This is a genomic window from Sporosarcina sp. Y1011 (genome assembly GCF_057669885.1).
Genome location: NZ_JBYHFP010000003.1, coordinates 213,568 through 230,515 on the forward strand (window position 1 = coordinate 213,568; position 16,948 = coordinate 230,515).

Sequence of the window (16,948 nt, forward strand, 5' to 3'; positions counted from 1 at the left end):
GGCGTCTACGAACCTTTCCCTGACTCTCGGGCAGTGTTAAAAGGTTTTCTATTTAGTTTCATCATCCATGCTATCATTCGTTCTGCCTGGTAGCACTAGGTTGAGAAGTACACCGACAATTGCTGCAAGCGCCATTCCTTCAATTTGAAACGTATCATTGAATTTAACGGAGGCTCCCCCTATACCAATTATGAGAATAACAGATGCAATTACCAAGTTTCGCTGATTTCCAAAATCGATTTTATGATCCACTAGCATGCGTAAGCCAGATGAAGCGATAATTCCGAATAGGAGAATTGAAACCCCGCCGAGTACTGCTGCAGGAATTGTAGCGATTAACGCCATTACTTTACCTAGGAACGAGAAAGCTATAGCGAAAACTGCTGCTCCTAGAATTACATATACACTGTAAACTCGTGTCAGCGCTAGAACACCGATATTTTCACCGTAAGTTGTCTTTGGTGGACCTCCGACAAAGCCGCTTATAAGCGTTCCCAGTCCATCACCCAGTAATGAGCGATTCAAACCTGGATTTTTTATATAATCTCTTCCAACAATTCTACCGAGAACGAGCTGATGGCCAATATGTTCTGATATGGTTACGATTGCAATTGGCACCATCAGAGCTAGCAGCGTGGGTGTTATGATGAATTCGTAATGTACTCCGGGTATAAGCATTTCTGGGAATTCGAACCATTTCGCTTCCAAAACTGCTGTAAAATCCAATATCCCGATGAATGCCGAGTAAATGTATCCTGCTATGATACCAATAAGTATTGGCATCAAACTAACAATTCCCTTAAAGAACATGATGCAGATTATTGCAGCTGCAAGTGTCACGATTGCTGCGGAAAAATGAAGCAGGTTGTATACCTTTTCATCCCCGACCTGAATTGTACTTGCCATGCTGACTGCAGTCGATGAAAGTGCAAGTCCTATAACGATGATGACTGGTGCCACTACAATTGGAGGTAAAACTTTCATAATCCAAACATAGCCTGTTTTCCATATTAGCAGTGAAATGATACCGTAGACCAAAGCGACAAACATACTTCCAATCATCGCGCTACCAATGCCACCTGTTTGGGTCGCTACTTGAATCGGGATGATAAAAGCGAATGATGAGCCTAAGTACGCCGGGACTTGGAATCGTGTAACAATGATGAAAACGATTGTCGCAATCCCGCTTGTTAGGAGAGCGATTGCTGGACTTAACCCCACTAGTTGAGGAACTAGTATTGTCGCTCCAAACATAGCAAACATATGTTGTAAACTAAGAATAATCCACCTGGCAGTTGCTGGTTTTTCATGGACATCTAAAACTTTTTCGTTCATAGTCATTTTCCCCCGTACGATGTACTTTATTTACTTTCTAGTCTTCGGGAGATATTCCCATTCGCTTTTATTTAGAATGAATTGAAACGCTATCTTTGCCGTCGGTCTCTTGTACACTGACCACGACCTGCTCATCGTTCGATGTAGGAATGTTTTTCCCTACAAAGTCGGGTCGAATCGGCAATTCACGATGGCCTCGGTCGACAAGTACTGCAAGTTGAATTGTCGCTGGTCTACCTAAGTCCATAACTGCGTCCATCGCCGCACGAACCGTTCTGCCCGTGTATAAGACGTCATCCACTAGGATCACTTTCTTATTTGTCACATCATGCTCAATGTCGACTTGCTGCACGAGAGGTTCGTTGTTACTATGTTTAAGCATTAAATCGTCTCGATATAACGTAATATCAAGTTCACCCGTTTTAATTGGCTTTCCTTCAATAAGCTCGATTTTCTCTGCAAGTCTCTTGGCGAGGTAAGCACCACGCGTCTTGATGCCGACAAGAATACATTCATCAATTCCTTTGTTGCGTTCGATAATTTCATGAGCAATTCTCGTAACTGCCCTGCCGATTGCTTGTTCATCAAGAATATTTGCTTTTTCTGCCATTTGAACATCCTCCATTTCCCATTTTTCACTGTCGATTGTCGATTATAATACCATCCTGAAGCCAAGAGGGTTAAGTGGTTTCTTTTTTTATAAAAAAACCCTCCCAGCCAAGGACGGCGGGAGGGTATACGTGCAGAAATAAATGTACATAGAAACTGCGCGCAGCAGTTTGACTGTACTTCCGTGCAACCTTCCCAGCCTCTCTGGACTGATGTTAAAGGTATCGCTATTCAATTGCTTCGTTCAGTATACAATTCACTCTTCTGTCTTGTCAACACTTTTTCTGACTTTATCAACTAATTCTTTAAAGTCTTCTGGCAGAGGACTGTTAAACTCCAAATACTCGTCAGTTACAGGGTGCTTAAAGCCAACTGTACCTGCATGCAATACTTGTCCATTAAACTCAAGTGTTTTTTTAGGTCCGTATTTCGGATCTCCGACGAGTGGATAACCGATGTATTTCATATGAACTCGGATTTGATGCGTACGTCCCGTTTCCAATTTACATTCGACTAATGTGTAATCACCAAATCGTTCAAGTACTTTAAAATGTGTTACGGCATGTCTTCCTTTATCGACAATCCCCATGCTTTGACGCTCACGTGGGTCACGGCCAATCGGAGCATCGATGGTTCCATTATCATGAGGTATATGACCATGAACAAGTGCAGTGTATACACGCGTTACTGTCCGTTTAACAAGCTGGTCGACCAATGATACGTGCGCTTTATCATTTTTTGCGACCATCAACAGGCCTGAAGTATCCTTATCAATTCTGTGGACAATACCTGGACGGAGCACACCATTTATACCTGAGAGATCCGTACAATGATGCATTAGTCCATTAACAACTGTTCCTGACGGATGACCCGGCGCGGGATGGACAACCATTCCGCGCGGTTTGTTGACAACGAGGACATCTTTATCTTCATAGACAATATCAAGATTGAGGTTTTCTGCAACGACGTCGAGTTCTTCCGGTTCAGGTTCATCCACTGTTACCGTATCACCTAGTTTTACTTTATAATTTGGTTTCACTTGCGTACCGTCTACAAGAACAAAGCCATCTTTCAGCCATGTTTGAATTTGTGTACGTGACCATTCTGGGTTGACTTCCGACAACGCTTTGTCAATACGACTTCCCTTGTGTTCTTCAGTTATTTCGATTTCAATTATTTCCATACCTACACCTTTTTCTTGTTCTTTTTTTCATCCATAATTATATGAATGATGATGATAACCACGCCGACTGTCAATGCCGCATCCGCCACGTTAAAAATGGGGAAATCATAATTGATAACCGGAATCATGACATCGACGAAATCGACAACTTCCTTGCGCCATAGACGATCAATGAAATTCCCAATTGCCCCGCCAAGCAAAAACATTAGACCAATACCGAAGAGCGGTTGACCTTTCGCTTCTTTATGAAAGTAATAAATGATGCCGCCTGCAACTACAACTGTGACAATATAAAATAACCACATTTGACCTTCGAGCATTCCCCATGCCGCTCCCCTGTTGCGGTGAGATAAAAGCCCCAAATAAGGTTCTACAATACTGATTTTTTCACCAAGCTCCATATTTTTAACGACAAGCCATTTAGTAATCTGATCTAAAATAATGACAAATGCCGCCAATCCGTAATAAATGAACAATCCAAATACCCCCGTCCGACAGATTACGTACTATTTTACCACATAGACACCTATATGAGCGCGTTTCAACACTAAAAAAAGCCGCTGCAGCAAGCTTAATAAAAAGACTGCAGCGGCGGCTTTCAATTTAACCTGTCTTACGAATAATGCTCTATCACAACTTCTGCACAACGCGTACATAGTGTTGGATGTGTTTCGTCAGTTCCGATTGTTTCGGAAATTGTCCAGCAACGTTCACATTTTTCACCGTCTGCCTTTTCAACAAGAACACTTACCGCATCCAGTTTCAAAGTACCTTCAGGCATGTTGGCAATATCACCTTCAGCAAATTGCGATACGATGAAGAATTGTGCGAAATCGATATCATCCGCCGCGAATACATCTTTCAGGTTTTCAGGAACAGCAACCGTTACTTTCGCTTCAAGCGACTTCCCGATTACTTTACCATTCCGCGCTTCTTCAAGCGCCTTAAGTACATTGTCACGGACAAGCATCAAGGTAACAAAACGTTCACGCAAAGCTTGTGCTGTTTCGCCAAGATCTTGCGCATCAGGCATATCTGTAAGCTGAATACTTTCCTCATCCTTATGTTCAACAAATGCCCACATCTCATCGGTTGTATGCGGAATAATTGGCGTCAATAATTTCAACAGCGAAATCAATGTTTCATACATCACTGTTTGCATTGCGCGACGATGAGGATGATCTGCACCTTCGATATAGACAACATCTTTCGCAATATCAAGGTAAAACGAGCTCAATTCACCCGTACAGAAGTTATTTACTGCATGATACACATTTGCAAATTCATAATTGTCATACGCTTCACGTACTTCTTTAATCATATCCTGCAACTTCACATAAACAAATTTGTCTACTGTACGCAAATTTTCAAATGCGACTGAGTCGGTTGCCGGATTAAAGTCCGATGTATTCCCGTGAAGGAAACGTAGTGTATTACGGATTTTTCGATATACTTCAGAAACTTGTTTGAAATTAGAATCCGACACTCTGACGTCCGCTGTATAGTCAACAGAAGATACCCATAGACGAAGAATGTCTGCACCCAGCTGATTCATCACTTTCGCAGGAACGATGACGTTACCGATTGATTTACTCATTTTACGTCCTTCGCCATCCAGTGTGAAACCATGGCTTAGCACACCTTTATAAGGCGCATGGCCATTAATCGCAACACTCGTCGTAAGGGATGAATTGAACCATCCACGATATTGGTCAGATCCTTCAAGATAGAGGTCAGCCGGATAGACAAGATCATCTCGTTCTACGAGTACACCCTGATGCGTCGAGCCTGAATCGAACCAGACGTCCATAATGTCTGTCTCTTTTGTGAAAAGACCGTTCGGACTTCCAACGTGTGTGAAACCTTCTGGAAGTAAATCTTTAGCATCACGTTCGAACCAAATGTTTGACCCGTTTTCACGGAACAGTTCCGAAACGTTGGCAATTGTTTCATCCGTAATGATTGGTTCTCCATTTTCAGCATAAAATACTGGAATTGGTACTCCCCATACACGCTGACGTGAAATACACCAGTCGCCGCGGTCGCGAACCATGTTAAATAGTCTTGTTTCACCCCATGATGGCGTGAATTTCGTGTTTTTTATCGCATCAAGCAGTTCTGAACGGAACGATTCGATTGAAGCAAACCATTGTGAAGTCGCTCGGTAAATAACCGGTTTTTTCGTACGCCAGTCATGTGGATACGAGTGAGTGATAAATGATAACTTTTGAAGTGAGCCCACTTCTTTGAGCGCTTCAGTAACTGCTTTGTTTGCATCTTCATAAAAGAGCCCTTCAAAGCCAGGTGCCTCATCCGTCATAACGCCACGGTCATCAATTGGTGAAAGCGCATCAATTCCGTATGACTTAGAAACATAGAAGTCATCTTCCCCGTGACCCGGTGCTGTATGGACACACCCCGTACCAGCTTCAGCTGTGACGTGTTCACCGAGCATGATAAGTGAGTCGCGATCATACAATGGGTGTTTGGCAATGACACGGTCTAGCTCAGTACCTTTTAGTTCACGTTCAACCGCATAATCTTCCCATCCGAGCTCTTCAGCTACAAATGTAAGTAAGTCTTTAGCGATTAGGAATTTCCCTTCTCCTGTTTTAACAATGACGTATATAAATTCAGGATGGACAGAAATTCCCAAGTTTGCAGGAATCGTCCACGGAGTCGTCGTCCAGATTAAGAAATTAACATCTTCATCAATCACACCAAGTCCATCTTTAACAGGGAAACTAACATAAATAGATGGAGATTTCTTGTCTTGGTATTCGATTTCTGCTTCAGCTAGTGCAGATTCACTCGAAGGAGACCAGTAAACCGGTTTTAGTCCTTTATAGATATAACCTTTTTTTGCCATTTCTCCAAAAACCTGAATTTGACGCGCTTCAAATGATGGCTTCAGCGTGATATATGGGTTATCCCAATCGCCCCTTACACCAATCCGTTTAAACTGGCTACGTTGGCTGTCAATCTGACTAAGTGCATATTCTTCACACATCTTGCGGAATTCAGCTACAGACATTTCTTTTCTCTTTACACCTTTGTTAACTAATGCCTGCTCAATCGGTAGTCCATGTGTATCCCAACCTGGAACGTATGGAGCATGGAATCCTGACATTGACTTGTGGCGGACAATCATATCCTTCAACACTTTGTTCAAAGCGTGGCCCATATGGAGATCGCCATTTGCATATGGAGGACCGTCATGTAAAACAAAAAACGGGCGACCCTCAGTTCGTTGTTGTACTTTTTTATAGATGTCCAACTCTGCCCATTTCTCTTGCATTAAAGGCTCTTTGTTAGGTAAGTTTCCTCGCATTGGGAACTCTGTTTTTGGCATAAGAAGTGTATCTTTATATTCCATATTGTTTTCCTCCTTTAAAATTGAAAAGCGTAATCAGTTCGCACATTTAAAAAACGCAAATTACCCAGAATCCAAGTTCAGCCAACGACTTTCGTAGATTTTCCGAGCAACAAAAAAAATCCCCACCCCTAAAAAGGGACGAAGAATTAATCTCGCGTTACCACCCTACTTGCAGCAAACGAATTTGCTACCACTCAGACACCATAACGGGGTGTGTCCGGGATTACGTAAATCATTCCGTAATCCGGCTCAAGAGTGATCTTCATTCCCAATTTGTTGACCGGGCTTCCACCATCCCCGGCTCGCTGTACACAATTTTGGAAAGTACTTTCTCTTTCAACGCCTGTTCTAAATATATGCATATAATTATATGTGTGCATTAAGACCAAAGTCAAGTTTACTTACGAATCTAGGTCAGCAACCATTTCTAAGCGTTCTGCGTCGATTTCATATTCAAGCAAAACATCCCAGTCATCTGACTGGATAAGGTCAAGTTGCGCTTCAATAAGCATTTTAAACCGCGCACGGAAAACCTTCGATTGTTTTTTAAGATCTTCTACTTCCACAGAAATCTGGCGTGCACGTGAAAGTGCTTCATTAACGATTCGATCCGCATTTTTTTCAGCTTCTTTGATTATCAATTTCGATTCTTTCATTGAGTTACGTCGTACATCCTCCGCAGCTTCTTGGGCGATAAGAATTGACTTATGAAGCGTTTGTTCAATTGTGTTAAAGTGGGAAACTTGTTCCGTTGATTGTTGTAAACTGGCTTGTAATGTTTTGTTTTCCGCAAGAACGTTTTCATAGTCTTTCATGATTTGTTCCAGGAATTCGTTTACCTCATCTTCATTATATCCACGGAACTTGCTTGCAAACTCTTTATTATGTATATCAAGTGGTGATAAAGCCATTTAAAGCATCTCCCTTTTAACGTATTCATTCTCTATTATACATGTTGGAACATCAGATGACAGTTCTTTTTTAAAACTATTGTCTGATAAAGTGAAACTTCAATTAATGGAGATTCTTCATTCCATAGATTGTAAAAGAACTCAGATTACGAACGCCGCGTGATGGTTAAGTCTTAAAGTAGGAGGCATACTGCCCGTTGATGAAGAATAATTCATTCTAACTTCCCAACGACGAGTCTGATTTTATCTTTGCGGGTTCTTCCTTCAATTGCAATCACTTTAAAACGACCTGAACCTCTAATTGATATCATATCCGATTCTTGTAGTTCAAAAGTGGGTTGATCACGTATAGCCCAGTTCACTTTCACTTTTCCACTATGTATAAGTGAAGCAGCTTTCGGGCGTGCAACATTCAAAAGAGCCGCCGTTACAACATCGAGTCTTAAGGAGCTGACAATATACATTTCCTCTGTCCATGTATCTGTCGTGTCTATCCAATCTTCAGAATTATGACTTTCTTCAACCGTCACTTTCGCTTTTCCAATCGATATAAAGTTCGCAGTCATATAATCATTTAACTCGTCCACAACCGCAAACTGTACCTCATCATTATCCACTCGAATGTCTCCAAACTTCGAACGATCAATGCCTAATGACATCATCGAACCAAGAATATCCTTATGATCTAGGGACAGAAACTTTGAAGCGTATTTGACATTGAACATGGCGATACGATAATCATCCATTTCCGGTACAAAATAATCAGGGTAAATAAGAACTCTTCTACGTTCCGCATCAGGAAATGCGCCACTCGATCCGACAACTAAACTAGAACTTCCCGCGAGCGATTCAACAATACGTAGCTGCCTTGGATCTAAGAATCCTGTTAATTTAGGTGAATACGTATCCTCCACTTCACGAATCCAGCCTATTGCCGTTTCGATGAAAGGTTGTTCGTCTTTTCTAAAGTGTTGTAATATTGTTTCCATTTGTTTCTCTCCTTATAGAAAAATCCTCACATAAGTGAGGATAACATAATCATTTTATATACTTCAAAAATCCCCTTTGAGATTAAGCTCAAAGCGAATAAACCTACGATTGGTGAAATATCAATCATACCTAGTGATGGAATGAACTTTCTGAAAAAACCTAAATAAGGCTCTGCAATCTTTTCAAGCATTTTACCAAACTTAGTTTCACGTGAAGCTGGTACCCAAGACATAAGGATATATATAATAAGTAGTATTGAGTAAATTTGAATTAGCCATGCTATACCTCTATAAAGTAATGTTATGATCTCTGCCATTCTATTCCGTACACCTCATTCAATTTCTATCTTTCAAAATAATCGGATATTGCGCCATCAACTTCTACATTTTCAGGAACGCATAGGAAAATATCCGTCCCAATCCGTTGAATGTCTCCGCCTATTGCATAAACTGTACCGCTCAAGAAATCGACAATTCGAATTCCCTGGTCCCGTTCGATTCGCTGTAAATTCACTACAACAGCGCGTTTATTTTTCAAGTGTTCGGATATATCTTGGGCTTCTGCATAAACACGTGGTTCGATAAGAACGACTTTTGAAGACTTCTGGAGACTTTGCAAGCTGACGACCGTAGCAGATTGCTGTGGTTCTCCGGTTGTTTGTTTTCGGGCAGGTACTCTGCGAGGTTGCTCTTGTACTGGTCGCTGTTCTTCACGACTCGGTTGTTCTTTAACGTCGCCTTCTTCATCTTCCAGATAAAACCACTTCTCAAATCTATTTTTGATGCTCATGTTTCTCCCCCGCTTTCTGCTCCGACTAGTGCGGTACCGATTCTAACATGGGTTGCCCCTTCTTCAATAGCGACTGTGAAATCGTTCGACATTCCCATTGATAGTTGAGTACAAGGTGCATGTGTCAGTTCTTTAACTGAGATGCTGTCTCTAAGTTCCCTTAATGAACGGAAAACTGTACGGATTGCATTCATATCCTCAGTGAATGGAGCCATTGTCATAAGGCCTATAATTCGGATTTTATCAAAAGCCGCAGCTTCATCAATGAAGCTTTCAAGCTCATCTGGCATGACACCAGATTTAGTTGTTTCACCAGAGACATTCACTTGAATAAAACACTCGATTGTATGGTTTGCACGCTTTTGAATCTCTTTTAGTAAACTAAGTCTGTCTACTGAATGTAAGTAATCAATCTTGTTTATGATATCTTTTACTTTTCGACTTTGAACATTACCAATAAAATGCCATATCGCATCTTTTTGAATTGTTTCCTGCTTCTCAAGAAGAACTTCGGGACGATTTTCACCCAGATGTTGAATACCTGTTTCCAAAATTTCAGAGGTTCTTGCTACCGAAACTTCCTTTGTGACGGCAACGACCGTTATTTCCGATCTTTTTCGACCTGCTCGATCACACGTAATTTGTATAATTTGTTCAATTTCTTCTATCCGACTTTGAAGGTTTTCCATAATTATCACTACTTTTCATATATCTTTCATTTCATTGTACCAACCTAGCCCGTACATATCAATTATAAATCATTTTTCTGATACCTTTTTACCTACAAGTACGATATCTTTTCCTATTGTTGTAATGTCTTTTAGATTGACACTTTTGGTATCTTTGTCTTTTCCATCAAAAAAACTGCTTCGATCTCCACCTCCGACAAGCAATGTTTCGACTTTTCCCGTAACAATATCAATTGTGGCATCTTGAACAAAACCTAGGAACGAACCCTTAGTTGCATCAATAACTTCTTTTTTTTGCATTTCTGAAAACTTCATAAAACCCCTCCTATGATTGAATATATGCACACGAACAAAAAAATAACGCAATGCAATCGCTGCATTGCGTTACTATTATCAATTCTGTTCCATTCCTTCTCGTATCGTTTTAACTGCACTCTTCTCTAATCTTGATATTTGCGCTTGAGAAATGCCCAATTCTTTTGCAATTTCCGTCTGCGTCTGTCCCAAATAAAATCGTTTGGATAGGATGGATTGCTGCCTTTCATCCATTGATGATACCGTTTCTTTTACAGATACATATGTCAACCATCGCTCTTCTGAAACGGTTTTGTCTTGTATCTGATCCATCATGAACACCGGATCCCCACTGTCTCCATTCATAGGTTCATGAAGTGACATGGGATCTTGAATTGCGTCCAGTGCAAATAATATATCGTCCGCAGGAATCCCTGTTGCATCTGACAAATCTGAAATTCGCGGTTCTCTTTGATTGTCGTTAATGAATTGTTCTTTGGCTCTGATGGCCTTATACGCAATGTCTCGTAATGATCTAGATACCCGTATTGAATGATGGTCACGCAAATGTCTCTTTATTTCTCCGATAATCATTGGGACTGCGTAAGTTGAAAATCTGACGTTATGTTTCAAATCAAAATTGTCAATCGATTTAAGTAAGCCAATGCAGCCGACTTGAAATAAATCATCCGCCTGTTCTCCCCTGTACGCGAACCTCTGAACTAAGCTAAGGACAAGACGCAAATTACCAATAACAAGTTCTTCTCTTGCTGAATGATCTCCACTTTGAAGCCTGACAAACGTTGCTTTCATCACATCATTTGTTAGTAATGGCAATTCGGACGTATCAATTCCACAAATTTCTACTCTAGTACGTACCATTCGCTTTTCCTCCGCATTCTGTAGATGACTGTACAAGATAGTCTGTCCGCAGTTGTCCAGAATATGCGGGAATCCGCTTCGCCAATTTCAACCATTATGCAATGGGTTGATTTAAACTTTCACGTAATTCCGAGATTATTTTCTTTTCAAGTCGGGAAATATAAGATTGTGAAATCCCAAGCAGTTCTGCAACTTCTTTTTGTGTCATTTCCAATTGTCCTGTCAAGCCAAATCGGCATTCCATAATATAGCGCTCCCGTTCGTCAAGGCTCGTAATCGCCTCAATCATGTGTTGGCGTTCTATTTTCTTTTCTACGTCATCAATGATAATGTGCTCATCTGTGCCGAGTATATCCGACAATAGCAATTCATTTCCGTCCGCATCTGAATTGAGCGGCTCATCAAAAGATATTTCTGACCGCGTCTTATTCGTTTTACGGAGATGCATTAGAATTTCGTTTTCAATACAACGGGATGCGTAAGTAGCCAATTTGATATTTTTGTCAGTTTTAAATGTTTCAATCGCTTTTATAAGTCCGATAGCACCGATGCTGATAAGATCCTCGATATGTGTATTGGTGTTATCAAAGCGACGTGCGATGTAGACAACAAGGCGAAGGTTTTTTTCTATAAGCCTATCACGCGCATTCATATCGCCTTCCATGAATGCTTTGATTGTTTCAGCTTCTTCTTCCCGTGTTAATGGCTTTGGAAGAGATTCGTGTCCTCCAATATAGTATGTGCCATTTTTCTTTTTAAAAAAACTGGCAATAACCGACATCCACTTCTTTAGTTCATGTAGCATAAGCAGTTCCCCTTTCCCCATTTAATATATCCATTGCGGATACGTGCAAAATAGCCTCAGCACCATCAGGATAACGGCGGTCATTTTTAGTCACGACTATATAACCTGGTTGCATTGTATCTCCATCACCAAGCACCCATCTATCGAACCTGAAACCGACAGCCCAGGACTGTCCCTGAAGAGTGACCAAACGAATTAACCGTATTTGTTTTTGATAAGCTTTCGGAAATGCAGACATTGAGGGTGTACTTTGTGGATCCCAAGCAAGAAGCGGTTCTAGTAGATCTTTCGGAATATGTCTTTCAAGCACTTTAAATGATACAAAGTGAACTGGAGCTCCGGACAACGGCTCAGTACAACCGTTCCCTGAATCGATGAACACATCAATTTCAATATTTGCATTCCATATGTTCAACATGGAAGACTTACGAAGCTCCGATACATGGCGAGCAGTTCTGACATCTAGCCACTTCTTTTTCATGAAGTATAGGGAGACATATGCCACAATCGCATAAGTTAGAACGTTTATTGAAGAACTGAACATGTTGATGCGATAGTGAAAAGCGGTAAGTAAACCACCTGCAAATACTGCACCGATTAAAACCATAACCGAGGACTTTTTCCAAATACCAAAGTTTCTTCCAAATGCACAGAAAGTCATACAAATAAAGGAAAAAATTAAAGTGACGATTGAAGATGGCAAGATGGTGACAGCCAAAGCACCTACAAAAGCGGCTAACACTAGTCTTCTGCGAGCGGCTTGGACGTTTCCTGCCTTGTTAGCGAATGAAAGGATAGCATAATTGAACAGCATATTCACTCCGACAATGAGTTCTCCGTACATAAACCGCCCTCCCTGAAAACAACGATATCATCTATGCCATGAAATGTTTGTCGGAACGAGGGTAAAGGAAAAAAAAGAAATCGACAGAATTCGATTTCGGTTTTCTGTACATATGGTTGTTTACTGAATAACTGGGTTCTTTGTCAAATAACGTTGGTGAGGAATTTCAGCCGCCTATAATTGATTTTTTTATTTGTCGCCGGACTTTCCAGAAAGTCAGTAAAACTGATTTTTTACGGCAGTCCTTTATTATATAGGTTTCCAAATATCTCGTTGCTTTCCGTTCCAGATAGACGCGTCCGCTCGGAACGGAAATCAGCGTGTAGTAGGATTCTTTAGTTCAATTTATATTAATAAAAAAATGACGTAAGTGAAATTTTATCCCTTTCTCCTGCTTTGTGGAGATGGGGATTTTCTTTCACCAACGTCATATATTGTACAACCAATAGTTGTGGATTGTTTATAGATTTCCACACAAAAAAGCTTACCAAAAAATGCAATTGCATTTTTGGTAAGCTTTTAATTTCTCATTATTATCTGCGTCGATTACGTAAGAAAGTGGGAATATCGAGCGCGTCATCTTGATGATTATTTTGAGGTTGGCGTGGAGGTTCCTGTTGTTGGAACTGTGGCGCTTCCTCCCTGCGTTCCCGCGTTGGCGGTTGTTGTACAGGAGGTTGTTGTTGTTGTTGTTCACGTGCCTGTGGACGTCCTGCACCGAAACCAGCGCTTCTAGACGGACGTGATACCGTTAGTTGCTCTTCGGTAAATCCAGTTGCAATGACTGTAACAATAATCTCGTCTTTCAAGTTATCATTGATGACCGATCCGAAAATCATATTCACATCTTCATCTGATGCTGAAGCTACGATATCTGCAGCTTCCTGCACTTCGAACAAACTCAGGTTAGAGCCACCTGTGATATTCATAAGTACGCCTTTGGCACCGTCAATCGATGTTTCAAGTAGAGGACTCGAGATAGCCTTTTTCGCAGCTTCTGACGCACGATTTTCTCCCGTTGACATACCGATTCCCATTAGAGCAGAACCTTTATTGGACATAATTGTTTTAACATCCGCAAAGTCCAAGTTAATAAGTCCAGGTACAGCGATCAAATCAGAAATACCTTGTACCCCTTGACGAAGTACATTATCAGCCTCGCGGAAAGCTTCCAACATAGGTGTATTTTTGTCTACGATTTCTAGTAACTTATCATTTGGAATGACTATTAGCGTATCGACAGATTCTTTCATTGCCGTAATACCACCGATTGCCTGTGTCTGGCGTTTGCGACCTTCAAATGTAAATGGTCTTGTTACGACTCCGACCGTCAGTGCACCAAGATCCTTCGCGATTTGTGCGATGACCGGAGCAGCACCCGTTCCGGTTCCTCCACCCATACCTGCAGTGACAAAGACCATATCCGCTCCACGCAATGCCTCTTCCAGCTGCTCTTTACTTTCTTCAGCGGCTTTTTTACCAACTTCTGGATTTGCACCCGCTCCAAGTCCGCGTGTCAGTTTACCACCAATTTGCAACTTCACTTCTGCAGTAGAAAGATTCAAAGCTTGCGCATCTGTGTTTACTGCAATAAATTCGACTCCCTGTACCCCATGTTCAATCATTCTATTTACAGCATTGTTCCCACCGCCACCTACACCAATTACTTTAATGACGGCTAACGCGTCAACATTTGTGTCAAATTCCAGCATCGTTTCTCCTCCTAATCCATTACATACAATTATTTAATACCCTTATTCGAAGAAATTATCGAAAACTCTTTTAGCCTTATCCATTAATCCTGGTTTCTTCTCCTTGCTGCGTTCTGCCGACTTTTTCTTATTAACAGGAGCCGCCGAATGACTTTCGGATTCTACTGTCGGTGAATCTGGCACATGGCCAAAATAAGAATCTTGCATATGCGCATAACGGATAAGACCAACCGCTGTCGTATACATCGGTTCTCTAACACCGATATATTCAGGTGTATGAATTCGAACTCTCGTTTTCAGCACATGTCTGGCAAGTTGAAGTAAACCATCCATTTTCGTTATTCCACCGGTCAACACGACACCACCGGGTAGATCCCGTACACCCATCCGATACAGTTCTTCAAGGATGAGATCGAAAAGTTCCTCAAGCCGTACACCGATGATTTCTGATATGTATCGTTGACTGTATTGATCTTTTGAATCAGCACCGATCACAGGTACTTCAAACAACTCATCATCAGATGCATCATCAGAGAATGCATGTCCATACTGGTGTTTAATTTTTCTTGCTTGTTCGGTTGGGGTTTTTAAAATAATTGATAAATCCTTTGTAATATGATCCCCACCCACAGGGATAACAGCTGTCGACATGAATCTGTTTTGACCGAAAATCGAAACTGTCGTAGACCCGCCGCCAATATCAATGTAAGCAGTACCATGGTTTTTTTCATCATCCGTTAATGCGAATGTACCAGCCGCAAGCGGTTGTAGGTAAATTTCGCGTATCACAAGTCCTGCACGTTCTACACAGCGTAATATATTATGAACCAATGTTTTTGATGTAGTAATTAGCGTGCCGTCCATTTCCAAACGTACACCTATCATTCCACGTGGATCCGTTATTTCATCATAATCGTCAACAATGAATTGTTTTGGAATAATATTAACAATTTCTCGTTCAGGTGGAACAGACATAACTTGTGCTGATTTCATGACTCGATCCAGATCATCGTCAGTGATTTCACGATTTTCCGAGTTAACTGCAACAACGCCTTTGACATCCTGTAATAGTACGCCATTTGCAGGTATACCAAGTATGACTTCACGAATTTGCATTCCTATCATTCTTTCAGCCTGTTCTACAGCTTTTCGGATAGTCTGAACGGTTGCATCTATATCGATAATTGTTCCTTTTCGGATTCCCGCGGATTGTACATTACCAACTCCGATAACATGTAGGGATCCACCATCTACTTCTCCGATTAATACTTTAACCGATGAAGAACCTATATCAAGTGATACATATAGTTCTGATTGGCTCAATTGCTGGCACCTCCCATATCAACTCTTAACTCCCATTCTATTGTATCAGGAGCGTATTGTCTAAATATTTTCGACATACTTTGTTCAAACCCTTTCATTACAATACATTAGTATTTGAAATCTTACCTCGTTCTGTCCACTTTACAAGTAAAATTCTTCTAATGACGGCGATATTTTGGAATAACCTGACCCCGAAGGCAAAGATTGCTGCCAGGTACAGATCGACTCCAAGGTGCACTCCTAGAAATGCCAGTGCTGCCGCTAGAGCGATGTTAAAGAAGAATCCCGATACGAACACCTTGTCATCGTATACTTGCTGTAAATGCGCCCTAATGCCTCCAAATAACGTATCTAAAGCGGCAAGTACTGCAATTGATAAATAATTATCATATATTTGTGGAATTTGAATGTCTGACAAGAGTCCAAGCGAAATTCCAATTATGAGACCGAGTATAGGTAACCACATGAGTCATTCCCCTTTCGGCAATTCTTCTAAAAATTGATTATCAAATCTGTCTGGATAGCCTCGTATCTCAAGATCCATTTCGGGTTTCCCTACCTCGAGGATTAAATCGTCGATATAAAAGTCATCATGAATGGTCGAAGCCAATAAATAATTATACAACTTTTCACTTTCCGTAAACGTCGGGGAAATGATTTTAATGGTAAACGGGGGGGTAGATACATTTAGTCCATTTACAGTTGTCATGCCGTTAATATCCCTGATTGAACTCAATATCGTAAACCGCTTACCATCTATTTCATAAGTAAGCCCATTAAACCTATTTAGCTCATTGACAAAACGTGTTAGCAAATCAGGTGATATCCCCGTTATCGGAATCCCAAATGCCACACTTTCCGGTGAAGGCTTCACCTTGATAACAACGCCAGGACCTTGAATGTCCGTGACGCCCGCTTGACGATAGAGCTTGTCCACTGTTTGGGTTAAGGCTGTCCCAGTATTTTCATCGTTCAACGATTTGTATGTAATAATCGTTTGGTCCAATTCACGAATTTCAGACAGCAGTTCAGAATGAAATTGCTTTTCAGTTGCCAAGTCTTGACGGATTGCCCAAATATCCCTCGTATCCCTTTCTTCAGGACTTTTCAACGAATTGAATTGGACGGCAGACATGAATCCAACTAGGAGCAGGATTAAGGTAAATCTCCAATGTATTTTCTTCATCCGTCCAACCTCCTTTCGGA

General features: G+C 41.1%; 18 protein-coding genes and 1 other annotated feature. All 18 genes read right to left on the minus strand.

Features of this window, described 5'->3' with window-relative positions:
• Positions 1-48 precede the first annotated feature (48 nt).
• Complete coding sequence (locus tag AC25Y5_RS05275) at positions 49-1,335, minus strand: solute carrier family 23 protein (protein WP_488139414.1); 1,287 nt, start codon at positions 1,333-1,335, stop codon at positions 49-51.
• 67 nt (positions 1,336-1,402) lie between these two features.
• Positions 1,403-1,945 (minus strand): bifunctional pyr operon transcriptional regulator/uracil phosphoribosyltransferase PyrR, encoded by a 543-nt coding sequence (gene pyrR, locus AC25Y5_RS05280; protein ID WP_482100376.1) that lies wholly within the window; start codon positions 1,943-1,945, stop codon positions 1,403-1,405.
• A 255-nt stretch (positions 1,946-2,200) separates the two neighbouring features.
• Entirely contained in the window at positions 2,201-3,127 is a 927-nt protein-coding gene (locus tag AC25Y5_RS05285) for an RluA family pseudouridine synthase (RefSeq protein WP_488139415.1), read from the minus strand.
• A gap of 2 nt (positions 3,128-3,129) precedes the next feature.
• Positions 3,130-3,603: a signal peptidase II gene (gene lspA / locus AC25Y5_RS05290; RefSeq protein ID WP_488139416.1), complete on the minus strand. Its 474-nt coding sequence runs from the start codon at positions 3,601-3,603 to the stop codon at positions 3,130-3,132.
• Between the two features lie 137 nt (positions 3,604-3,740).
• Positions 3,741-6,503, minus strand: coding sequence for an isoleucine--tRNA ligase (gene ileS / locus AC25Y5_RS05295; protein ID WP_488139417.1), 2,763 nt, complete (start codon positions 6,501-6,503; stop codon positions 3,741-3,743).
• Between the two features lie 131 nt (positions 6,504-6,634).
• Positions 6,635-6,852: a binding site (T-box leader), on the minus strand.
• A gap of 52 nt (positions 6,853-6,904) precedes the next feature.
• Complete coding sequence (locus AC25Y5_RS05300) at positions 6,905-7,414, minus strand: DivIVA domain-containing protein (RefSeq protein ID WP_482100372.1); 510 nt, start codon at positions 7,412-7,414, stop codon at positions 6,905-6,907.
• Positions 7,415-7,626: 212 nt separating this feature from the next.
• Positions 7,627-8,403 carry a YlmH family RNA-binding protein gene (locus AC25Y5_RS05305; RefSeq protein ID WP_488139418.1) on the minus strand — a complete coding sequence of 259 codons (777 nt, stop codon included), beginning with the start codon at positions 8,401-8,403 and terminating at the stop codon, positions 7,627-7,629.
• A 26-nt stretch (positions 8,404-8,429) separates the two neighbouring features.
• Positions 8,430-8,720 (minus strand): YggT family protein, encoded by a 291-nt coding sequence (locus AC25Y5_RS05310; RefSeq protein WP_488139419.1) that lies wholly within the window; start codon positions 8,718-8,720, stop codon positions 8,430-8,432.
• Positions 8,721-8,746: 26 nt separating this feature from the next.
• Complete coding sequence (locus tag AC25Y5_RS05315) at positions 8,747-9,193, minus strand: cell division protein SepF (protein ID WP_488139420.1); 447 nt, start codon at positions 9,191-9,193, stop codon at positions 8,747-8,749.
• Entirely contained in the window at positions 9,190-9,882 is a 693-nt protein-coding gene (locus AC25Y5_RS05320) for a YggS family pyridoxal phosphate-dependent enzyme (RefSeq protein WP_488139421.1), read from the minus strand. Before AC25Y5_RS05320 ends, AC25Y5_RS05315 begins: the two co-directional genes overlap by 4 nt.
• A gap of 69 nt (positions 9,883-9,951) precedes the next feature.
• On the minus strand, positions 9,952-10,197 hold the full coding sequence (locus AC25Y5_RS05325) for a PRC-barrel domain-containing protein (RefSeq protein WP_488139422.1): 246 nt from the start codon (positions 10,195-10,197) through the stop codon (positions 9,952-9,954).
• Positions 10,198-10,275: 78 nt separating this feature from the next.
• The gene (gene sigG, locus AC25Y5_RS05330; protein ID WP_488139423.1) at positions 10,276-11,058 is read right to left on the minus strand and encodes an RNA polymerase sporulation sigma factor SigG; all 783 of its coding nucleotides are present in this window, start codon (positions 11,056-11,058) and stop codon (positions 10,276-10,278) included.
• A gap of 94 nt (positions 11,059-11,152) precedes the next feature.
• Positions 11,153-11,863, minus strand: coding sequence for an RNA polymerase sporulation sigma factor SigE (sigE, locus tag AC25Y5_RS05335; RefSeq protein ID WP_488139424.1), 711 nt, complete (start codon positions 11,861-11,863; stop codon positions 11,153-11,155).
• A complete protein-coding gene (locus AC25Y5_RS05340; protein ID WP_488139425.1) occupies positions 11,853-12,707 on the minus strand; it encodes a sigma-E processing peptidase SpoIIGA in 855 nt (284 codons plus the stop codon). Before AC25Y5_RS05340 ends, sigE begins: the two co-directional genes overlap by 11 nt.
• A gap of 533 nt (positions 12,708-13,240) precedes the next feature.
• Positions 13,241-14,419, minus strand: coding sequence for a cell division protein FtsZ (ftsZ, locus tag AC25Y5_RS05345; protein ID WP_482100363.1), 1,179 nt, complete (start codon positions 14,417-14,419; stop codon positions 13,241-13,243).
• Positions 14,420-14,461: 42 nt separating this feature from the next.
• On the minus strand, positions 14,462-15,742 hold the full coding sequence (gene ftsA / locus AC25Y5_RS05350) for a cell division protein FtsA (protein WP_488139426.1): 1,281 nt from the start codon (positions 15,740-15,742) through the stop codon (positions 14,462-14,464).
• A 97-nt stretch (positions 15,743-15,839) separates the two neighbouring features.
• A complete protein-coding gene (locus tag AC25Y5_RS05355; RefSeq protein WP_482100361.1) occupies positions 15,840-16,208 on the minus strand; it encodes a small basic family protein in 369 nt (122 codons plus the stop codon).
• 3 nt (positions 16,209-16,211) lie between these two features.
• Complete coding sequence (locus AC25Y5_RS05360; protein WP_488139427.1) at positions 16,212-16,928, minus strand: DUF881 domain-containing protein; 717 nt, start codon at positions 16,926-16,928, stop codon at positions 16,212-16,214.
• Between the last annotated feature and the right edge of the window lie 20 nt (positions 16,929-16,948).